This window comes from Marinoscillum sp. HNIBRBA16962 (genome assembly GCF_057801515.1).
In genome coordinates this window covers 4,502,890-4,522,399 of the sequence record NZ_CM173603.1, presented here as the reverse complement: position 1 = coordinate 4,522,399, position 19,510 = coordinate 4,502,890, and the positions used below count along the sequence as shown (strand labels likewise).

The following is a 19,510-nucleotide window of genomic DNA, read 5'->3' as shown; positions in this document are numbered from 1 at the left end:
TATGAAATTCAGAGACATACCAATAAAACAAAAACTGACACGGGTCATCCTGATGACCTCTGCAATTATCCTGGTAGTGTCGGGAATTTCATCCATTGTTTTTGACCTCATTACATACCGTAACACAAGCATCCAACAACTGGCGGCCATTGCTAAAATAGTTTCATCAAACAGTACGGCTGCCTTAGCATTTAACAGTAAAGATGAGGCAACAGAAATACTTTCGGCCTTAACATCGGAAGAACGGATAAAGGCCGCAAGCCTGTACGACATAGAAGGGGGGCTCTTCAGTCGGTATGCCGTAGGAGATGACTCCATTGACATCTCCAGTCTTGACCATACAGAAAGCTTTAGCTCACAGGGCCCTTACCTGATCGGGATTCAACCAGTCATGCAGGGAGACAGGCGACTAGGGACACTTTACATAAAATCTGATATGAGTGTGGCCATGATGAAACGCCTTCAATCTTTCGGTGTAGTGTCATTGATTATCATGATTGTCTCTTTCTTGCTAGCTTATTTCCTTTCCAATTGGTTACAGCAACAGGTTTCGAAACCTATCCTGTTGCTGGCCGGGACAGCCACAGCTATTTCCAGGGATAGGGATTATTCAGTAAGAGCGACTAAACAGGGAAATGATGAGCTGGGCATGCTCACGGACGCCTTCAACCAAATGCTCACCGAAATTCAAAATCAAAACCAGGCCATTCGTGAAAACGAGGCTCGCTTAACGGCAGTACTCAATTCATCTCTGACATCTGTAATATTGATGGACCAGGAAGGTAAAATTATTGAGTGGAACAAGATGGCTGAAAAGATGTTTGGATGGAAAAAAGAGGAAATTTTAGGCAAAGAGCTTGCCACGACAGTCATCCCCGAACGATACAGGGACAAGCACCAGAGTGGATTGGAGCGTTACTTGTCTACCCGTAAAAGTTCAATTTTAAACAAGCTCAATGAATTAAGCGCCATAAGGCGTGATAAGACTGAATTTCCCGTTGAGTTTTCCGTGAGCACTATTAAGGTAAATGGAACTGACAGCTTCTGTGGTTTTGTCACGGACATTACTGAAAGAAGGCAGTCTGAGTGGAAAATACAAGCTCAGTTAGCCCGGCTCAACCTGCTAAATCATATAACCAGGGCTATAGGAGAGCGCTTGGATATAGACAGCATCTTTCAGGTGGTTATTCAGCAGTTGGAAGATCAGATGCCAGTAGATCTGGCCTGTGTTGGGGAACATTCGGAAAATTACCAGCTGGAAGTCAAGTGTGCGGGCGTAAAAGGTCAGGCTTTGGGTGATGACCACAAGACCACCCAAATTCGGGTTGACCTGCAGGAAAACAATTTGATGAGGAGCCTTAAGGGGAAGCAGCTGTATGAACCGGACATTACCACATTAGATCTCCCCTTCTTCAAACAGCTGGCAGAGATCGGGTTAAGGTCTGTGGTGATTACACCCCTGACTCTGGAAAGTTCGGTCTTTGGAATCCTGATTGCTGCACGCAAAAAGGCGGAAGGATTCAGCAGTGGGGAGTGTGAGTTTTTGGTACAGCTCAGTGACCATGTGGCCCTTGCATCTAATCAGGCTCAGCTTCATGAGGCCCTGCATAAGGCTTATGAGGAGCTCAAACAAACCCAGCAAACTGTGTTGCAGCAGGAGCGTCTTCGTGCGCTTGGTCAGATGTCAAGCGGCATAGCTCATGATATAAACAATGCGATTTCACCTATTTCTCTTTACACGGAATCTCTCCTGGAAACTGAAAAAAATCTGAGCGAAAAAGGAAGAAGGTATCTTGAGATAATAGAGCAGGCCATGGATGACGTGGCTAGCACAGTAAGCAGGATGCGTGAGTTCTACCGCAAACGAGAGCCTCAGCTAACACTTACCAGCCTGAACCTTAATCATATGATTGATCAGGTGATCGAACTCACCAGGGCTAAATGGTATAATTTGCCTCAGGAAAGGGGTGTAGTCATCAATATTGAAAAGCATTTGATGCCTGACATTCCCTTTGTGATGGGGGTAGAGAGTGAGATCAGAGAAGCACTGACCAACCTGATTTTTAATGGGATAGATGCTATGGGAGAAGGCGGGACATTGACCCTGACAACCAAAGTGGCAGAAAGGGCCGGTGAAAATGGGACGGAGCAAACCAGGTATGCTTTGATGGAGATATCAGATACCGGAGCAGGAATGGACGAGGAAACCCAATCCAAATGCTTTGAGCCATTCTTTTCCACCAAGGGAGAGCAAGGGACTGGTTTGGGGCTTGCAATGGTCTATGGCATTGTGAAGCGTCACCAGGGAGATATTGATATACAAAGTGAATTGGGTAAGGGTACCACCATTAGTATAAAGTTGCCTCTGGGTATTCATAATGAAGATGAAGTACTAACCCCAATTACCAGGTCTATGGTTCCAAAGCGTAAGCGGATCCTGGTAATTGACGATGATTCCCGTATCCTGAGGTCTATGTCGGATATTTTGGAAGTAGACGGGCATGTGGTTACCGCCGCAAATGGTGGACAGGTGGGAATAGATCTTTTTACGAAGGAATTTGAGGCCGGTCGTCCATTTCACTGTGTATTTACAGATCTGGGTATGCCTTATGTAGATGGCCGAAAAGTAGCAGGTTCTATTAAAGGTCTTTCTCCTACGGTCCCGGTTATCATGTTAACGGGCTGGGGTCAGCGTATCAACGAGGATGAGGAAACGCCAGAAGGTGTGGACCATGTCATGAGCAAGCCGCCGAAGCTAACAGAGCTGAGGAAAGTCTTGATAAAATTTACTAAAGAAGACCATTGAATTCAGTAATTCAACCAGCATCAGTTATGGATCAAACAGGAAGGATTATCATTGTGGACGATGAACCCACGTTGTTGACAGCAATTCATGATACGCTGCAGGATCAGGGATATGAGGCTGTTGGGTATAGTTCAGGAAAGAAAGCTCTGGAAGGGATTAGAGAAAATGAGTATGATCTCCTTATTACTGACCTTATGATGCCTGAAATGGATGGCATCACCTTGCTACAGGAGGCCTTAAAGGTTGACAAAAACCTGGTAGGTATCATAATGACCGGACAGGCGACAGTTGACCGGGCTGTCGAAGCTATGAAGACCGGGGCCATTGACTTTATTCTTAAGCCCTTTAAGCTAAGAACTATCCTTCCCGTATTGTCCCGGGCTATGGCAATCAGGCGATTAAGAATTGAAAACGAAGAACTTACCAGAAACCTCCTTAAACGAACGGAAGAGCTGGAGACCATCAATAAAGATCTGGAGGCTTTTTCATCATCAGTATCTCATGACCTCAGGGCACCCCTTGGTTTCGTGAAAAATTTCGCCAAAACGATTAAAGATCAGCCGGAATCATCCACGGGAGCCCAAAAGCTGCTTACCGGCATCATTGATAATGTAGAGTACATGGAGGAATTGATTGATAATCTCCTTGATTTTGCCCGGGCGGGAAGAAGTAAGCTGGATAAAACCAGGGTGAATATGAAAGAGATAGCTTGCAGGGTTATTGATCAACTGCATATTGAAAATCAGCAGGCTACTTTAAATGTGGGTGAACTACCTTCGGCTTACGGTGATGAAAAGTTACTCACCCAGGTATTCATAAATTTAATATCCAATGGCATAAAGTACTCATCTAAAAAGGCAAACCCTGAAATTAATATCCGGTACAGGGAAACCCCTGAGGAATTGATCTTTTGGGTTCAGGACAATGGAAATGGTTTTGATAAAGCTGGGAACGGAAAGCTTTTTGAGCCTTTTCAAAGGTTACACTCTGATACTGAGTTTCAGGGGACAGGCATTGGTCTGGCTATTGTAAAACGAATTATTACAAAACATGACGGCAATGTCTGGGCTGAGGGAGTAAAAGGCGAAGGAGCTACTTTTTATTTTTCGCTGCCCAAAGCAAAAGCCTAGAGACTAGATACGGATCAAAGAGTGGTGCCTGAGCTTTTTGATGGGGTATAATCACACCTCACAAAAGCACTCCAACATGCCTGCAGTAGCCTGCCTCTGCCGAAAGCTACTGCAGGCAGGCCACTTTCGGACTCTTACGCTAAAGCTCCTTGCTTCGCCGAAGCTACCATCGGCCGCCAGAGGCTTACCGACGGCACGGCGCGAAGGCACAGTCAGCGCCAGCGTGCAAAGGCAGGCCGGGTGTGGCTGGCAAACCTCACATTTCACTTTGATTTTGATCTTTTATAAAACCTTATAAACCCAGCAACCACGAATAATACAAATGCTACCGTGACTGCCCATAACGGATAATGATTAACCCTGGATTCGACCCACATCTCATAGTCATTGGTAAAGTAATAGGAAGGCTCTACGGTCCAAAGGACTCCTGCATGATCGTGACGGACACTATCCTTTGCCATATAACCATTGGTGTCTATTATTTTGCCAGGCATCCTGATTTCCATATCATAGCTGGAATTGTCCCAAAATACCGTGGCTTTTTCCTCCATTACAGAAACGGCACTATCGATCTCAATTTGGAAGGAAGAATAAAACTCTTCTCCTAAAACATTAGCAAAAACTGAATCTTCATCATTTCCGGACGCATTATTGGTAAGGTATTTAACGAGTTGGGGTTCACTGGACAATAACTCTTCCATGCTTAATTTCATATCGGGGTGATCTTCGGTCAGGTCATAGAATGCATAGATCCACTGCCTCACCAGACAAGTAATCAGCCAGACCTCTGTCTGGGTTTCAATGCTATCTGATAAGGCCTTGTACCTCAGACTATCAGGGCCGCTTATAAGCGATTTTTGTATATCGCCGGGCCAGTAGGCAAATTCCATTTCTTCCCTTGACAGGAAATCGGATAACGGACAATCAAAGTCCAGCCTTTTGTCTACAGTTTCGGAGTACCTGAATACGGAAGAAAACCACCTGAAACTTTTCGAAAAAGCAGCAGTCCTTTTCAGGTTTCTGTTAGCGCCCTGATCGTTTTGATAGGATCTGTTGATCTCCTCAACACTTTCAAAACGCTTTTCCGCAGTAAGGTACCATACGGTATCTTGTTTAGCTGAGTCATCATCCTTTTCCTCCAGTTTCCAGTTTATCTCAATCTGCCAGGTACTGTCCACCGGCACATCCATGCCATTCAGATCCAAATGGCGCTTTGAGCTTGTTCTTACCGAGACCTTCCGGGTGATCGACCCATCTTCATGCACGGTATTGGTGACCAGGGTTTCCTTGAAGTCACAGGAGATGGCCAACATGAGTGACAGCATACAACATGCTAATATTTTCTTTTTCATCTGTTTAGGGTCTTGGAGTTATAAATCTTTGGTCTTCCCTTTTATCTGCTCATGGTTTGGGGACTTTTTGAAAAATGATCCGGTAACGGGATTGTGCTTGAGGCTTTCATTTTCATCTATCATCCTTATATAATCTCTTAAGAGAGTTTCCATATCCTGCACGGAAACTGTAATGCTATCCTGACTCGCTTTATCTTTTAGAGCCATTTTTATCAAGACCTTCTGCATAATGCCCGGCTCATCATCCCTGTAACCAATGCTGCTTACTGCTGACGACAATTGGTTTTCCAGGTCGTATAACCGCTGATCCATGATCACCTGCTGGTGAATGAAAAAACCGACAAGAAAAAAGGAAGCAGTTGCCATAACTAGCCGCCATCTAAAGCTTTTTACCCAGTCAAACAGAATGCCATCAAGCTGCGACAGTAATGAACGATCTGGCTTAGAAGCACGAATTTTTTGCATGACCTCATCTGTCAGCTGGCTTTTATCTGATAAGGTTGGCTGGTTCTTCTTCAGGGCAGCAATTAATCTTAGATATTTATCTTCTTGTTTCATTTCAGAGATATTTTTCAATCATCTTTCCAATTTTACGCCGGGCATGATTCAAATTACTTTTGATGGTTGCTTTGACCATCCCGGTGGCTTCAGCGATCTCATCATGAGTCAGACCTTCTAATTCACTCAACACAAATACTACCTTTTGTTTGGGACTCAGTTTTTGGGTAAATACCCGGATCATTTGTCCTGTTTCTTTGTTTGTCAGGTTGTTCTCAGGGGTATTATCACTAAACACCTCCATCCTGTTCCATTTATCCAATTCAGGATGGATGATGGTTATTCTCTTTTTTCGCCTGAGCACATCCAGGCACTTATTTACAATGACTTTATATAGCCAATTTTCAAAGCTCCTCGTCGTGTCAAAACTTTCCATATTTTTCCATATGGAGATGAAGGATTCCTGAATGATATCTTTTGCTTCATCTTCATCATTAACTATCCGATGAGCTACGGAAAATGCAAAACCCGAATACCTGTCAACCAGCAGTCTGAATGCACTTTCATCCTTGTTAATACAATCTTTAATGACTTGGCGGGTATCCAATTTGAATCCTTTTAGATATATTGATAATACGTATTAATTTTGGCCAGGTAAAATTTTTATTTACCCGCCCCGGAGATTTAGCTGGAAGTTTTCTCTAAGAAACAAAAAGCTCATTAAATACGAGGTGTAGGCGTAAGACAGATAGTATTGAAAAGCATTTTATTGCTTAGGATTGCTTTATATTGGCCTACCGGATCACACGGACCGGGAGGAAAAAGCTACACGTTGATGATAGAGAAACAAGAGTGTATTTGAGTTCTAAGCTTTAAAGGATTATATAAAATTAAAAAAAATAACTATGTCTGTTATCCCTGTTCACCAAATCGATGGAAATGGTAGTTTCACAATAGATGTTGTTCTAATTGAAGGTAAGCTCCTGGTTCGAGTCATTGATTACAGAAGTATGCAAAAGGGCGAATACTACCTGGAAACTGAGGACCAGTACGACCTGATTGAGAAATTTGGTAAAACCGCAGGAAAATATGTGCTCAAGGGATTTGAGTATTGTAGAAAAATTGCGAAAATCCTCACGTTAAAAGATCTCTCAGAAGAATCAAAGACCATTTTGGGACTCATCCCCGAAGGAGAAAAAATAGACCGGAAAGAATTGGCAAAAAAAATCGGGAAAACGCAAAAAGAATTGATTGATGCCCTTAACCCGCTGCAACTAAAGTGGATGATTGGTATGGAAGAGTACAAATATATTTTTATTGAAGATCGACTCAAAAAGTTGAGGGAAAGTTTCAGTGACGAAGCAAATCACAGGTATCTGAATTAGGTCGAGATCCACCTAAAAACTGATTTGGCTTTCGTATTCACGACTTTTCTTAAGCGAATCCCCACCACGAGTCTTCAATTCACTCAATGATCAGGTGCGATTGGTGAATGACCTGCTAATAGTTACCTGATTTTAGTGAAGCCCGGCCTGAAAGGTTCCGGGCTTCAAAATCACTGTCTGATTCAATGCCTGATAAAATCCGTGCTCAGCTCGTGGGTATTTCCCGCCGGAGGTGTGGTATATCCGTTGATTATCAGTGTGAGATATTCTCCGGCATCTATCTCAACAGCCGGAACCGAAAGCAGTACTTCGCTTTCTTCCCCCTGAGATACCAGTTTAAAGTCTAAATTACCAGCCGGAATTTCTTCAAATGCTGTTGCTTCCCTGAAGGAGATACCTGGAGCTAAATTTTCCTCATCAGCAAAGACATCCAGCGTCTGAGTGTCAGGGGATAAGTGAACGACCCTGATCATGGCTTTGCCAGTACCGGGCGCTTCTGAACTATCTTCTAAAACCAAAGCTTCCACATTTGGAGAAGACCCTGAAACGAACACTGTGTAGTACTCATTATTGACAAAAGTAAAGGTAGTGTCAACAACCACCGGGGCCAGGTTCATGTGTTCGGCAAATTTCATCGTTCGCTCACCGGTATAGAAATTCAGGTATCCCGTATAGTCTCCATACCCAAAAGGCTCATTGTTTATCGTACCACTTATGTTTACAATAATGTCAAGATCATTGGTGTTTGGTGCCGCATGGTAGATGCCTACATATGCTGTTTCTACTGGTCCCGGGTCATCATCGTCTTCAAGACATCCTGAAAGACCTATAAGCCCAATCACACAACTACTTATCAGAATAAATCGGGCTTTCATTAAAAAACCATTCAACTTTTCCATGATTTAATTAAAAACTTTATGAGTAACTGAAAACATCTATTAAGACTCGCTTTCTTTAGAATTGGTTGGTGGGAAAGGAGAAAAGATTTTTAAACTCAAGGGTTAAGAATCTACTCCTGTCATATAAGAAACGTAAGGCCGCTAAAAGGTTGGAAGTATTTATGCTTATTTTTCCTTCAAAAGGGGAGGGTAGAAGCTCTTCCCTTGGCACCATGAATAATGAGTTTGCCGGAGTTTAGGAATACCTGATTGCTGGGTAATTTAGCGCTTTGAGCTAAATTGCAGATTATGAAAAATGATGAAATAGACAAACCCATTGAATCGTTGATCAGCACACTTCCGCAGGTAGGTGCGTTAGAGTGGATCGGTATAAGGCCCAAAAAGAAAGCACCTCTTTTAAGTGTGGAAAAAGTCAGGGTTATAGAAGAAACAGGACTTGAAGGCGACCACTTTTCTTCCACATTCAGCAAAAAGCGCCAGGTCACGCTCATTCAGAAAGAACACCTGGATGCAGTAGCTTCGCTCATGGGGCAAAATGCGATTGATCCCGGACTTACCCGGAGGAACCTCGTGGTTAGTAAAATCAATTTATTTGCCTTACGAAATAAGCAGTTTAGCATCGGTGAGGTTATTTTGGAAGGCACAGGTTATTGTCACCCCTGCTCACGGATGGAAGAAAACCTGGGAGCCGGTGGATACAATGCGATGAGGGGGCATGGAGGACTAACTGCGCAGGTGATAAGAGGTGGAGAGATCAGAGTTGGGGATCAGGTGTCGTTGGCCGGTAAGCGGTGAATCGGTGATCGGTATGCCGGTGGTCAGTAATCAGTAAGCGGTGGTGGGTAATCATTATATGCTCGTTTCGATATCCTGTCTCAAATACTGACCCCAAACCCATGAAGCAAGACCAGCCGGCAGCCTACATATACTACCAAAATAGCTGTAAGTATGCCAAGAAACCTTAAATTAAACCTGTTGTTGGATAAATAGGAGCCTATGCTTCCGCCCAGCACCACTGCAATCACAAGCTTTATGAGGAGGTCCTGATCATACTGAAAGGTCCCGGCAACAGTAAGCCCAAAAAGCCCTGCTACTGAATTTACCAATATAAAAGTGGAAGCAAGAGAGGCGACTGTTCTGGGATTTGCCCAGTTCAACAAGTTGAGTACAGGAGAAAGAAAAATACCCCCGCCAATTCCCGATACTCCGGCTAAAAAGCCTATGCTGCCTCCCAGTGAAAGCTTTTTAGTTAAACTAAATTCACGTGATTCCAATTTGGATCTAATATAGCGTAGCAGCATAAATGCCCCTGAGAGGATAAGGGAGGTCCCAAGGATCAGAGAAAATACCTTTTGCGACAATCTGAGTTGTGCACCCAGGTAAGCAAGTGGAATGCTCGATACCAGGAAAGGCCAGAACAATTTGAAGTTGAATACCCGGTTCTTTATAAAAACGAGGGTTCCAATGGTTACCACACAGATGTTCAGGATTAAAGCAGCGGACCGGATCTCATAAAAATCGGTGAGAAAGAGACTCATGATAGCGAGGTAACTCGAGCCTCCCCCAAAACCAACCGAGCTATAGAATAAGGCAATAAAGAAAAAGATGTAGGGTAAATACTCTATAGTCATTTACTTTTTTATAAAAGAATACATGCTATCAGATCTCCGGTCTTTAGGGCCGCTCCTCCGTCTACCTTTGCTAAAGCATTGCCCAATGCCATAGAGTGGATCATGGATGAACTCTGTCCGTCAAGAATGGAAACCTGCTGATCGGCGATATGGGCTTTGAGAAAGGCAGGTCTGTCTCCTTTGAGTTTGAAATCATGGGCTAAGGGAATCTGGCATCTCATAAGGCCTGTTTGGCCAGCTCCACTTAATTTTTGCAAGAGAGGAAGTACATAAACGTAAAAACAGGTAAGTGATGAGGCCGGATTTCCAGGCAGGGCAAAAACGTATTTTTGATCCTTCTTTCCAAAGAAAAGCGGCTTCCCGGGTTTTTGAAAAACCTTATAAAAGATTTCTTCAACGCCATTTTCAACCAGTGCCTGCTTTACATAATCATAATCTCCCACGGAGATACCGCCGGAGAGCAGCAGCACGTCCGATTTATCCAAAAAAACCTGAATGCCGGACCTGATCTCGTCGTAGTTATCTGCTATCTGGTTTTTTTCATCGCAGGTGTATCCATATCTTTTCAAAGCAGCTGTTATGGCAAAACTGTTTGACTCATAGATCTGGCCGGCTTTTCTTACCCGGCCCGGGGTGATTAACTCATTTCCAGTGGTAATTAAACGGATCGTAGGCTTTTGGAAGACCTTGATCCTTTCAATACCAAGCGATCCGATCAGTCCCACGGTAGCAGGGCTGATGAAATGACCTGGAGCGAATACCTCCTGATTTTCGGATAGTTCGCTTCCTTTTACCCGGATGTGCTGGCCAGGTGTTACCGTAGTCTGAACACGTAGGGAATAGTTAGTTACTTCCGTTTTTTCTTGCATCACCACCGCGGTAGTTCCTTCAGGGACTTTACCTCCGGTAAAAATGCGCATGGCTTTACCCTCCTTCAGAAGTTGCCCGGAAGTGTCTCCGGCGGCTACTTCACCAATGATTTCATAGCTATCCGCAAAACCGCCGACGGCATATCCATCCATTGCGGAGTTATCAAAATCAGGAAGATCAAACGGAGCGCTGATGCTTTCAGCCAGGTAAAATCCACCACTTTCTGATAATGGTTTTTCTGAGCTTTTACAAACGACCTGTTGGTTTGCAATGGCTGTGAGTGCCTCTTCTATTGATATCATTATCCACCGATTGAAATCATAGAACGATTCTTTTCATAATGTCCTGAGTCCATTTTCACATCCATTCCGTCTCGTGAATATTTTTTGGTTTTGATAGACTCAAGGATCAACTCTTCCAGCTGCTCTCCTTTTCGGAAAGGAGTGAGCAGGTCTGTTTCTGAAGTGGCAAAAAGGCAATTTTTCATTTTGCCATCAGCTGTGAGCCTGATACGATTACAATCTGAACAAAATGGGTTGGTAATGGTGCTGACAATACCAAAGTTGCCCATATGCCCTTCTACCTTATAATTGACTGAAGTGCTGTGTTTTGGGTTTTTTAATGGCTTGATCTTACCGAATTTACGCTCAATGGTATTCAATATGGTTTCCTGGCTTACGCCTTTACTCCAGTCCCACTGGTTGCCTTTGAAAGGCATAAATTCGATAAACTTCACGGATAGGTTTTGATCCCTGGTCAGTGAAATAAAATCATTGATCTCTTTGTCGTTGACTCCTTTGATCAGAACCACATTCAGTTTGATTTCAAATTGTCGTTTCAGAGCCATATCGAGGTTGCTCATGATCCGGTCAAAGTAGTCTCTTTTAGTAATGAAAACCGACTTGGCCTTGTCCAGTGAGTCGAGACTGATGTTGATCTTCTTTAACCCAATTTCTTCAAAAACCTCAAGGTAGCGATCAATCAGGATGCCATTTGTGGTGAGCTTTAACGTAACTCCAAGCCCGGCCAGCTCCCGTACCAGATATTCAAAATTTTTACGAACCAATGGCTCTCCTCCGGTTAGTCGAATGGTATCTACACCCAGATCCCGAAAGGTTTTTGCTATACTGATGATTTCTTCCAGGGACATAATGTCAGCTCTTTCCATGAGCTCTGTGCCATCCTCAGGCATGCAGTAGAAGCACCTGAGGTTGCACCGGTCAGTGAGCGAAATCCTTAAATAGGAGTGGGGGCGTCCAAATCGATCTATTATTTGTGAAGCCATATTTAATCGTGTCTTTTTCCTGTTAATACATGAAATATGTGCAATAAGTGCGGGAAAATTGAATCCATACATTCTCTGGCGCCATTGGAAGACCCTGGCAAAGCCAGAATGACGTTTCCGTTTTTAATGCCGGCTACTGACCTGGACAGCATAGCGAAAGGGGTGCGATCCTGTCCATAACGTCGCATTTGTTCTTCTACACCCAGCAGTGTAGTGTCCAGTAAAGGCCGTATGGTGTCGGGTGTATTATCCCTCGGGCCTGCACCGGTTCCGCCTGTGAAGATCAGCAGGTCGGCCGTTTGTGATTCAACCAGCTGAGTGATCTGTGCCGGTTCGTCCGGAATAACGTTATAATCGGATGAGAGTCCCAGTTCTTCCAGCTTTCTTACAATGATTTTCCCGGCCCGGTCTTCTTTTTCCCCTGCAGCTACCGAATCAGAGCAGACTACCACTTGGGCACTTAGCTTACCAGATGGGGTTTTGAATGAGGATTTTCCACCTTTCTTTTTTAGTAATTTGATCGTACTGATCTCCACCTGCTTGTCGACGGGCTTGAGCATGTCATACATGGTGAGAGCTACTATGCTGGCACCGTGCATGGCCTCTACTTCTACGCCCGTTTTATAGATCGTCTTCACCGTCATGGAAATGATGATGTCCAAACCGTTGATTTCATATTCAATGCCTGTGTATTCGATCGGGAGCGGATGACAATCGGGGAGGAGGTCAGGTGTTTTTTTTACCCCCAGAAGTCCTGCAGCTTTTGCCATTTCAAAGACGTTCCCTTTCGGGATCTCATTGTTTTTGATCTTGTCAATGGTTTCCTGCTTACTGGTTTTGACGATTGCCTGAGCAGTCGCTTCGCGTAATGTGTTTGATTTATGTGTTATATCAACCATTTTCCCTTCAATTCATTTTTATTGGTCGGTGTTTAGATTTCTTCAAAAGAGAGATTAAAAGCACATTCGTGTCCAAATACTACACGATCATTCATACTTTGTCCTCATATGCTCTTTTTTCCACTGATCGAGAATGTTGTCGTCTAAATTGTGCCCCACCCAAAATTTATCCATTTCTTCAGTTACTTTATTTGCAAAATAGTGTGACAGAAGATCTTTTATCTCTTTTAATTGTTTTTCAGGTAGCTCATAACTAAACAGATTTAGCAATTCACGTTGAAGATTTGTCAGTTCAGCACTTTGTTTCATAACATCTAACTATTGTAGTTTAAAAGGCGTTTAGTTAATCAGATTTCTTAAATCCTCTTCCTTCACCCTCTCCAATGCTCTTAAGTTAACGGTCTGCAGGTTGGTCACAAGACCAACCTGGGCGACGGACCGCACATCCGATGCCCCTGTTGGAGTTGTCTCCAACAGGCTGCTGAGCTTAGCTTAATAGCATTGGCACCCTCTACGAGGGAGGGATATGATGAGTTTAACTAAACGACTTTGGAGTAAGTTTCATCTTTCGGAAACTGTTTAGTCATTTCAAATATTTCATTTGATAACTGCTTGGCTACTTGATAGACATCTAATTCCCTAAAACTCCTTACATAGTTCATTTTTTGCATATATTAAAGTTTAAATCAGTGTAGTCTACAGTACCGACTGATACACCGGCATGCCGATCACTGGTTCACCTTCCACTGGTGCGTTTCGTCCTCAAAAATTTCCTTACCAAACACCGGTACTTTGGACTTGATCTCTTCCACCAGGTAATTACAAGCTTCAATAGCTGCTTTGCGATGGCCTGAAGAAGTAAATACAAACAGACAGATCTCCCCGACATTTACCTTACCCAAACTATGATAGATGTGCATACAGGTCAGATCGTATTTCTCAAACGCTGCTTCTCTGATGTTATGAAACTCTTTTTCCGCCATTTCCATATAAGCTGAGTAGTCAATAGCTGTTACGGTTTTGCCTTCCATTTCATCTGCTCTTACCTGTCCCAGGAAAATGCTATGCGCACCTATATTCGTTTTGCTTTGATGATTGGCAATCGACGTGGCAATTTTTTCAGGGCTTATCGGTCCGTCTACAAATACTTTCTTTGGTTTCTTTTCACTCATTTCACTATGGATTGTATTCCTCCTTCTACATTGATTAAATTTTTAAAGCCATACTTCTCGCTTAAAAGTTGAACGGCTTTTTTACTCCTGATCCCGGACTGGCAATATACATGAACGGTCCTTTCCGTTGGAATTTCCTGATACCTATCCTGTAGCTGACTCAAAGGTATTTTTAGAATATCAGTGTATCCGGGTTGAGGCTGCTCATGTGGATCACGTACATCCAGGTAGGTTTTATCCGGATCTTTCAATTCGCAACTGACAGCTTCCAAAGCTAAACCTCGTTCTTTGATTTTGCGAATTTCGGGTTCATTTCGGCTAAAGGAGATCAGCTGCTCCTGCATGGAAAGCGTATGGATGATCTTGAGCTTCCCACTCAGCACCTGTCCGATATCCAGGATCAGTTTTAATGCTTCTGCTGCCTGGTAGGTTCCCAGTATGCCTGGTAAAAAGCCAATAACACCGGTTTCTTCGCAGCTTATATCAGCTTTTGGCACTTTCGGAAACAGGCACCGGTAGGTGGGGCCATTTTGATAATTGAAGACGGAAAGCTGTCCTTCATATTTGTAAATGGAAGCATATACCCAGGGTTTGTTAGCTATGAGGCAGGCATCATTGATGAGGTATTTGGACTGGAAATTATCTGTACCGTCAATGACTATATCATATCGGTTGATGATGCTGATGGCATTTTCTGTAGTCAACCCATCAGGATAGGTCGCAATCCGGGTATCCTCATTTTGTTGCTTCAGTTTCTCTTTTGCTGCTTCGGTTTTAGGTTTTCCTATGTCTGCTGTCCCGTATAGAATTTGTCGGTGAAGGTTGGTCCGGTCCACTTTATCATGATCCACCAAACCCAATGTCCCGACACCCGCCGCTGCGAGATATTGTGCCACCGGACAACCAAGACCACCCATACCCACGATCAACACTTTGGCCTGACGGATCTTCTCCTGACCTTCAGCACCAACTTCCGGTAGCTTTATCTGTCTGCTATAGCGTAAACGCTCACTCATTATTTCATCCTCCGGCAAAAGGTGGTAAAAAAGCAACTTCATCCCCATCATTCAATTTGCCATCCTTATTCAGCTCCTGGTTAATGGCCAATTGAAGGGAATCGTCATTGGCTAATTCGTATTTTTCGATACAATAAGCTTTCAGGTCTCTGAGCTCTGATCCTATGGATCTGAGATCCAGAGTCTCTTCACTTGTGCCTGTTTGTTCGGCGATAGCGCCAAAATATTTTACATTTACTTTCATGTTTTTCCCGGTTTTTCCTGGTTTAGTGCCTCCAGCTTTTCAAGATCTTCCCTTGTATCTATATCAAAATATCCCATTTCAAAATCCACGATTGTCGTATCCGACAAATGATTTTTAATAATCTTTTTCGCTCCTTTGTCCCCCTTCAGGGATGTCAAATCAGAAAAATAATTTCTGGAAAAGACAACCGGAACACCAACCTGACCTTTATAGCTGCAGGCTGTAATTTCATTTTTGTGACTTTTGAGCAATGTTTCAATCAATTCTTCAGAGACAAAAGGCTGATCAGCAAGCAGAAACAGCACATGCTCCACGTCAGGCATTTTTAGCAGATGCTCCATTCCTGCCCGTATGGACGACCCGATTCCTTCCTGCCAGTCAGCATTGTGAATTATTTCAAAACCTGCGGTCGAAACAGCATGCTCGATCTCAGAATGCTTAGCCCCCAGGACCAGCAGCTTTGAGCAGAAGCCAAAAGATGATCCTACATCCAGTGTATGCTGGAGCAGCGTCTTTTGCCCAAAAGATACCAGCTGCTTCGGCTGTCCAAGTCTGCTGGACGATCCGGCCGCAAGTATAATAACTGCTATGTTTTTCAAACTATCCAAGCGAGGTTACTTTAAATTCAGAATGCCGTTCATGGATTGCTCCTTCTTTTTCTCTCAGCGACCTGCCGTTCGTTCCCGTCAGTACTTTTTGGATCTCTGCCAAAATGGAAAGGGCTATTTCAGCTGGATTTTCAGCCCCGATGTGCAATCCTGTTGGAGCAAAAATCCTTTTCAGATTGTCCTTTGATATTTCTACTCCCTCCTGCTGAAGTTCTTCAAGCATTCGGTCGTACTTCTTCTTTGGTCCAAGGATGCCGATATAGGGAATTTCGGGACGGTGTAATAATAATTTCAGGACTGCCAGATCATAGTTGTAATTATGGCTGATCAGCACGAAAATGGTCCGTTCATTGATCTCAATACTTTCCGAAAGTAGTTCGGGCTTTGTGACGATCACCTGACAGGAGCTGATAAACCGGTCCGGGTTTGCATGGCTGGGTCGCCCATCCGCCACCACTACTGTCCACCCCAGCAGATCGGCCATTCGGGCGAGGATCTGCGCATCATTCCCAGCACCCACCAATACAAGGTTGGGTGGAGGAGAGTGAAGCTCCAGGAAGGCATATTGGGGACCTTCATTTACCATGTATTTGCCGAAACAGGAGTGTTGCTGAGCGAAGACCATCCCGGCATCTTTCCTGACCTGATCGGTAATCTCCTGGTTTGGTAAGCTCCCGCTCATCGGTTGTCGCTCAGTCAAAACCATCAAAGTCCCATCCTGCTTTTGGGTTTTATCCAAATTAAACAGCGTGACAATGACCAGCTGTTCATTGGAATCCACTACTTTTTTCAGGAGCTCAATCGGGTTATCGGGCTTTTTGGGATCGATTGGTTCAAATAGTACCTGTATGACCCCATTGCATCCAAGCTGTGCGCCAATTACTGCATCGTCCTCGTCACTGGTATCATAGGTGATCAATTTATTCTGATCCTGATGCAACGCATGCAGTGCTTTTCTAAGTGCATCACCTTCCAGGCAGCCTCCGCTAATAGCTCCCGTCATCCTCCCGTTTTCGTCCACCAGCATCCGGGCTCCCGCCTGCCGATAAGACGAACCCTCAACGTGTACCACGGTAGCCAAAACACAGTCCAAACCCTGGCTTCCGGCCTGATCATATGCTTTGATAATGGATTCAAGTTCTCTCATGATACAGTCAGTCTAAGTTGCTCAACTGCTTGATTAATTTCATCAATGGCTACCTGTACCTCTTCCTCCTTTGTAAATCGGCCAAACCCGATGCGGATTGAGGAAAGGGCCAGCTCATCGGGAAGCCCCATGCTTTTCAAAACATGTGAGGGCTCTGTGGTGACTGAACTGCATGCGGAGCCCTGTGAAACAGCCAGTTTTTTCAAAGAGCGAAGGAGCTTGCTGCCATCAATATTTTCAATGGAAAAGTTGCTGACATGAGGAAGTCTTGGAGCCTGACTTCCGTTTATCTTCAGTCCCTCAATCGTGGATATTTCCTTCTCAAAAAAGTCCCGAAGGCCTTTAAGTCGACCGGACTCACTTTCCATTTCAGCTTTACAGATTTCACAGGCTTTCCCAAACCCCACAATTCCGGGTACATTCAGGGTGCCTGGCCGGAGGCCTTTTTCCTGGCCACCACCAAAAAGGATCGGTGCAATTTTTACTTTGGGTTGCTTTCTTAGGTACAGCGACCCAACACCTTTAGGTCCATAGAGCTTATGTGCAGAGAATGCTGCTATATCCACACCCAGAGCATCTACGTTGAACGAGATCTTTCCTACGGACTGAGTGGCGTCAGTCATTAACAGCACATTGTGCGCTTGTGCAATTGCGGCAATTTCATGAAGCGGATGGATCACCCCGGTTTCATTGTTGGCATGCATGAGGCTGATCAGGATGGTTTGCTTGGTAATGGTGTGCTTCAGTTCCTCCAAGTCAATAGATCCGGAGGAGTCTACTTTCAGGTAACTGACTTGATAGCCCTGATGCTCAAGCTGCTGACAGGTGTCCAAAATTGCCTTATGTTCAGTAGCACAAGTAATAAGGTGATTCCCCTTGTCCCTGTATGCCTGAGAGACACCAAACATAGCCAGGTTAATGGCTTCAGTAGCGCCAGATGTGAAGAATAGCTCATTTGGTTTGGCTCCGGTCAACTGTGCAATCTGTTCCCGTGAAAGGCTCACTGCTTCTTCCGCTTCCCATCCATATGCATGATTGACACTGGAAGCATTCCCAAATTGCCCGGTGAAGTAGGGGAGCATGGTTTCCAGCACCCGGGGGTCTACAGGTGTGGTGGCATTATGGTCCAGGTAGATGGGTTTTGAGATCATGGCTTTTGAGCTTCACCTGAACTACAAGTATACGATATATATAGAAATATATAACGATTGATTTAAAATATTCAAACTGAATCCAAACACCCTAACTCACATCACACGGGTGTACGACACTTCTGTATTGAATAAAGGAGCCCGCAAGGTCGGACTTTAGGCAGACCGGTCTGAAGTTTTATAAATTTGACTTTTATAAAAGGCAAAAGTGGATAGAAATGACTTTTGCAAAAGTCATTTTGATATCTTTATAATGACTATCGTAATTGCTTTCAGAGCTATTCCTCAAGTCGGACTGTCTTTTTCACATCAGCGCCAGGATTCCCTGATTTTCATTGACGACCTCTGAAAGTTTGTGAATCAATGAGTCGTAGTTTTCGAGTATTTTTTTTCCGCTTTCCGTTAATGCTGCCCCACCACCTTTAGTGCCCCCTTTTTTGGAGATCACCACGGGTTCATTCAGAGTGGCATTCAGGTTTTGAATGATATCCCAGGCTTTTTTGTAGGACATTCCCATTCGTTTGGCTGCTTTAGAAATGGAGCCCTCTGCTTCGATATACTTTAAAAGCTGTGATGGCCCCGGGCCAAATAATTTTTCACCATCATTTTCGATCCAGCATCTGATACGTATTTCTTTCATTCTCTAAAAAATAATTGATGCACTGAGTGAGATTAGTAAAGATAAGTCATTCAAAAGGGTATGTTTTCAGAAATGGTCGTTTGATTTTATAGTTTGTTTGATAGTCGTAATTAGAGTTTAATCAAAGCGAACACATTGCATGGTGAATCCATTTTAAATGGAAAAAAGGTTAAAAATATTTATCTTAATGGGTGTAATGGTAAATCCGGAATTTCTGGGAAAATGAAAAGTAAACCCATTCTTCCTGTGGACGTTCAAAAAGTACCAAATGATGAACGGTAATCAATGAACTTTAGCAAGTAACAACAATAGATCATGGCAGAATTCAGTCTATCAATCAATGGAGAAAAGCAACAAGTGGACGTAGATCCATCAACGCCACTTCTTTGGGTATTAAGAGACCACTTAAATATGGTGGGCACAAAATATGGCTGTGGAATCGCTCAATGCGGTGCCTGTACGGTCCACTTAAATGGCAATGCAGTCAGATCATGTCAGTTACCTGTTCAGTCGATCGGTGAAAATAAGATCACGACCATCGAAGGCCTCTCAGATAAAGGAGATCATCCGGTGCAGAAAGCGTGGCTGGAGCATGATGTTCCCCAGTGTGGTTATTGTCAGGCAGGTCAGATCATGAGTGCTGTAGCATTGCTCAAAAGCAATCCTAATCCGAGTGATGAAGACATAGAAAACGCAATGAGTGGAAACCTGTGCCGGTGCGGCACCTACGTTCGTATCAAGAAGGCAATTAAAACAGCTGCAAATCCTAACACATAA

The 19,510-nt window shown here is 43.9% G+C and carries 21 protein-coding genes; 5 read left to right on the top strand and 16 right to left on the bottom strand.

Annotated elements, in window-relative coordinates; all coding sequences use genetic code 11:
* Position 1: 1 nt before the first annotated feature.
* Positions 2 to 2,806, top strand: coding sequence for a sensor histidine kinase, YfiR-like protein-associated (locus tag AC3E9V_RS18780; RefSeq protein WP_488749693.1), 2,805 nt, complete (start codon positions 2 to 4; stop codon positions 2,804 to 2,806).
* Positions 2,807 to 2,832: 26 nt separating this feature from the next.
* The gene (locus tag AC3E9V_RS18775) at positions 2,833 to 3,936 is read left to right on the top strand and encodes a sensor histidine kinase (RefSeq protein WP_488749692.1); all 1,104 of its coding nucleotides are present in this window, start codon (positions 2,833 to 2,835) and stop codon (positions 3,934 to 3,936) included.
* Positions 3,937 to 4,199: 263 nt separating this feature from the next.
* On the opposite strand, the gene AC3E9V_RS18770 is transcribed toward AC3E9V_RS18775, so the two are convergent.
* From AC3E9V_RS18770 to AC3E9V_RS18760, 3 genes are read right to left on the bottom strand one after another with little or no spacing between them, the layout of a single operon-like run.
* Positions 4,200 to 5,288: a hypothetical protein gene (locus AC3E9V_RS18770; protein WP_488749691.1), complete on the bottom strand. Its 1,089-nt coding sequence runs from the start codon at positions 5,286 to 5,288 to the stop codon at positions 4,200 to 4,202.
* A gap of 18 nt (positions 5,289 to 5,306) precedes the next feature.
* Positions 5,307 to 5,846 (bottom strand): hypothetical protein, encoded by a 540-nt coding sequence (locus AC3E9V_RS18765; protein WP_488749690.1) that lies wholly within the window; start codon positions 5,844 to 5,846, stop codon positions 5,307 to 5,309.
* 1 nt (position 5,847) lies between these two features.
* Positions 5,848 to 6,393: an RNA polymerase sigma factor gene (locus tag AC3E9V_RS18760; protein ID WP_488749689.1), complete on the bottom strand. Its 546-nt coding sequence runs from the start codon at positions 6,391 to 6,393 to the stop codon at positions 5,848 to 5,850.
* A gap of 298 nt (positions 6,394 to 6,691) precedes the next feature.
* Between AC3E9V_RS18760 and AC3E9V_RS18755 the strand changes: the two genes are divergently transcribed.
* Entirely contained in the window at positions 6,692 to 7,171 is a 480-nt protein-coding gene (locus tag AC3E9V_RS18755) for a hypothetical protein (RefSeq protein WP_488749688.1), read from the top strand.
* Positions 7,172 to 7,353: 182 nt separating this feature from the next.
* Here AC3E9V_RS18755 and AC3E9V_RS18750 read toward each other — a convergent pair whose 3' ends face one another.
* The gene (locus tag AC3E9V_RS18750) at positions 7,354 to 8,070 is read right to left on the bottom strand and encodes a DUF4397 domain-containing protein (RefSeq protein WP_488749687.1); all 717 of its coding nucleotides are present in this window, start codon (positions 8,068 to 8,070) and stop codon (positions 7,354 to 7,356) included.
* A 288-nt stretch (positions 8,071 to 8,358) separates the two neighbouring features.
* Here AC3E9V_RS18750 and AC3E9V_RS18745 point away from each other — a divergent pair, with 288 nt between their 5' ends.
* Positions 8,359 to 8,865 carry an MOSC domain-containing protein gene (locus tag AC3E9V_RS18745; RefSeq protein ID WP_488749686.1) on the top strand — a complete coding sequence of 169 codons (507 nt, stop codon included), beginning with the start codon at positions 8,359 to 8,361 and terminating at the stop codon, positions 8,863 to 8,865.
* A gap of 80 nt (positions 8,866 to 8,945) precedes the next feature.
* Here the strand turns inward: AC3E9V_RS18745 and AC3E9V_RS18740 are convergent, their stop codons facing one another.
* From AC3E9V_RS18740 to AC3E9V_RS18685, 12 genes are all read right to left on the bottom strand, one after another.
* A complete protein-coding gene (locus AC3E9V_RS18740; protein ID WP_488749685.1) occupies positions 8,946 to 9,701 on the bottom strand; it encodes a sulfite exporter TauE/SafE family protein in 756 nt (251 codons plus the stop codon).
* Between the two features lie 8 nt (positions 9,702 to 9,709).
* Positions 9,710 to 10,873, bottom strand: coding sequence for a molybdopterin molybdotransferase MoeA (locus tag AC3E9V_RS18735; protein WP_488749684.1), 1,164 nt, complete (start codon positions 10,871 to 10,873; stop codon positions 9,710 to 9,712).
* A complete protein-coding gene (gene moaA, locus AC3E9V_RS18730) occupies positions 10,873 to 11,856 on the bottom strand; it encodes a GTP 3',8-cyclase MoaA (protein WP_488749683.1) in 984 nt (327 codons plus the stop codon). Before moaA ends, AC3E9V_RS18735 begins: the two co-directional genes overlap by 1 nt.
* Positions 11,857 to 11,858: 2 nt before the next feature.
* Complete coding sequence (moaCB, locus tag AC3E9V_RS18725; protein WP_488749682.1) at positions 11,859 to 12,755, bottom strand: bifunctional molybdenum cofactor biosynthesis protein MoaC/MoaB; 897 nt, start codon at positions 12,753 to 12,755, stop codon at positions 11,859 to 11,861.
* An 87-nt stretch (positions 12,756 to 12,842) separates the two neighbouring features.
* The gene (locus AC3E9V_RS18720; RefSeq protein WP_488749681.1) at positions 12,843 to 13,064 is read right to left on the bottom strand and encodes a hypothetical protein; all 222 of its coding nucleotides are present in this window, start codon (positions 13,062 to 13,064) and stop codon (positions 12,843 to 12,845) included.
* A 419-nt stretch (positions 13,065 to 13,483) separates the two neighbouring features.
* Positions 13,484 to 13,927, bottom strand: coding sequence for a molybdenum cofactor biosynthesis protein MoaE (locus AC3E9V_RS18715; RefSeq protein ID WP_488749680.1), 444 nt, complete (start codon positions 13,925 to 13,927; stop codon positions 13,484 to 13,486).
* Positions 13,924 to 14,943 (bottom strand): molybdopterin-synthase adenylyltransferase MoeB, encoded by a 1,020-nt coding sequence (moeB, locus tag AC3E9V_RS18710; RefSeq protein WP_488749679.1) that lies wholly within the window; start codon positions 14,941 to 14,943, stop codon positions 13,924 to 13,926. The genes AC3E9V_RS18715 and moeB overlap by 4 nt, the downstream gene beginning before the upstream one ends.
* Positions 14,944 to 14,947: 4 nt before the next feature.
* Positions 14,948 to 15,187: a MoaD/ThiS family protein gene (locus AC3E9V_RS18705; RefSeq protein WP_488749678.1), complete on the bottom strand. Its 240-nt coding sequence runs from the start codon at positions 15,185 to 15,187 to the stop codon at positions 14,948 to 14,950.
* Positions 15,184 to 15,795 carry a nucleotidyltransferase family protein gene (locus tag AC3E9V_RS18700; RefSeq protein ID WP_488749677.1) on the bottom strand — a complete coding sequence of 204 codons (612 nt, stop codon included), beginning with the start codon at positions 15,793 to 15,795 and terminating at the stop codon, positions 15,184 to 15,186. Before AC3E9V_RS18700 ends, AC3E9V_RS18705 begins: the two co-directional genes overlap by 4 nt.
* Positions 15,788 to 16,942 (bottom strand): XdhC family protein, encoded by a 1,155-nt coding sequence (locus AC3E9V_RS18695; RefSeq protein ID WP_488749676.1) that lies wholly within the window; start codon positions 16,940 to 16,942, stop codon positions 15,788 to 15,790. Before AC3E9V_RS18695 ends, AC3E9V_RS18700 begins: the two co-directional genes overlap by 8 nt.
* Positions 16,939 to 18,093 (bottom strand): cysteine desulfurase family protein, encoded by a 1,155-nt coding sequence (locus AC3E9V_RS18690; RefSeq protein WP_488749675.1) that lies wholly within the window; start codon positions 18,091 to 18,093, stop codon positions 16,939 to 16,941. The genes AC3E9V_RS18695 and AC3E9V_RS18690 overlap by 4 nt, the downstream gene beginning before the upstream one ends.
* A gap of 304 nt (positions 18,094 to 18,397) precedes the next feature.
* Entirely contained in the window at positions 18,398 to 18,733 is a 336-nt protein-coding gene (locus AC3E9V_RS18685; RefSeq protein ID WP_488749674.1) for a winged helix-turn-helix domain-containing protein, read from the bottom strand.
* Positions 18,734 to 19,048: 315 nt separating this feature from the next.
* Between AC3E9V_RS18685 and AC3E9V_RS18680 the strand changes: the two genes are divergently transcribed.
* Complete coding sequence (locus AC3E9V_RS18680; protein ID WP_488749673.1) at positions 19,049 to 19,510, top strand: (2Fe-2S)-binding protein; 462 nt, start codon at positions 19,049 to 19,051, stop codon at positions 19,508 to 19,510.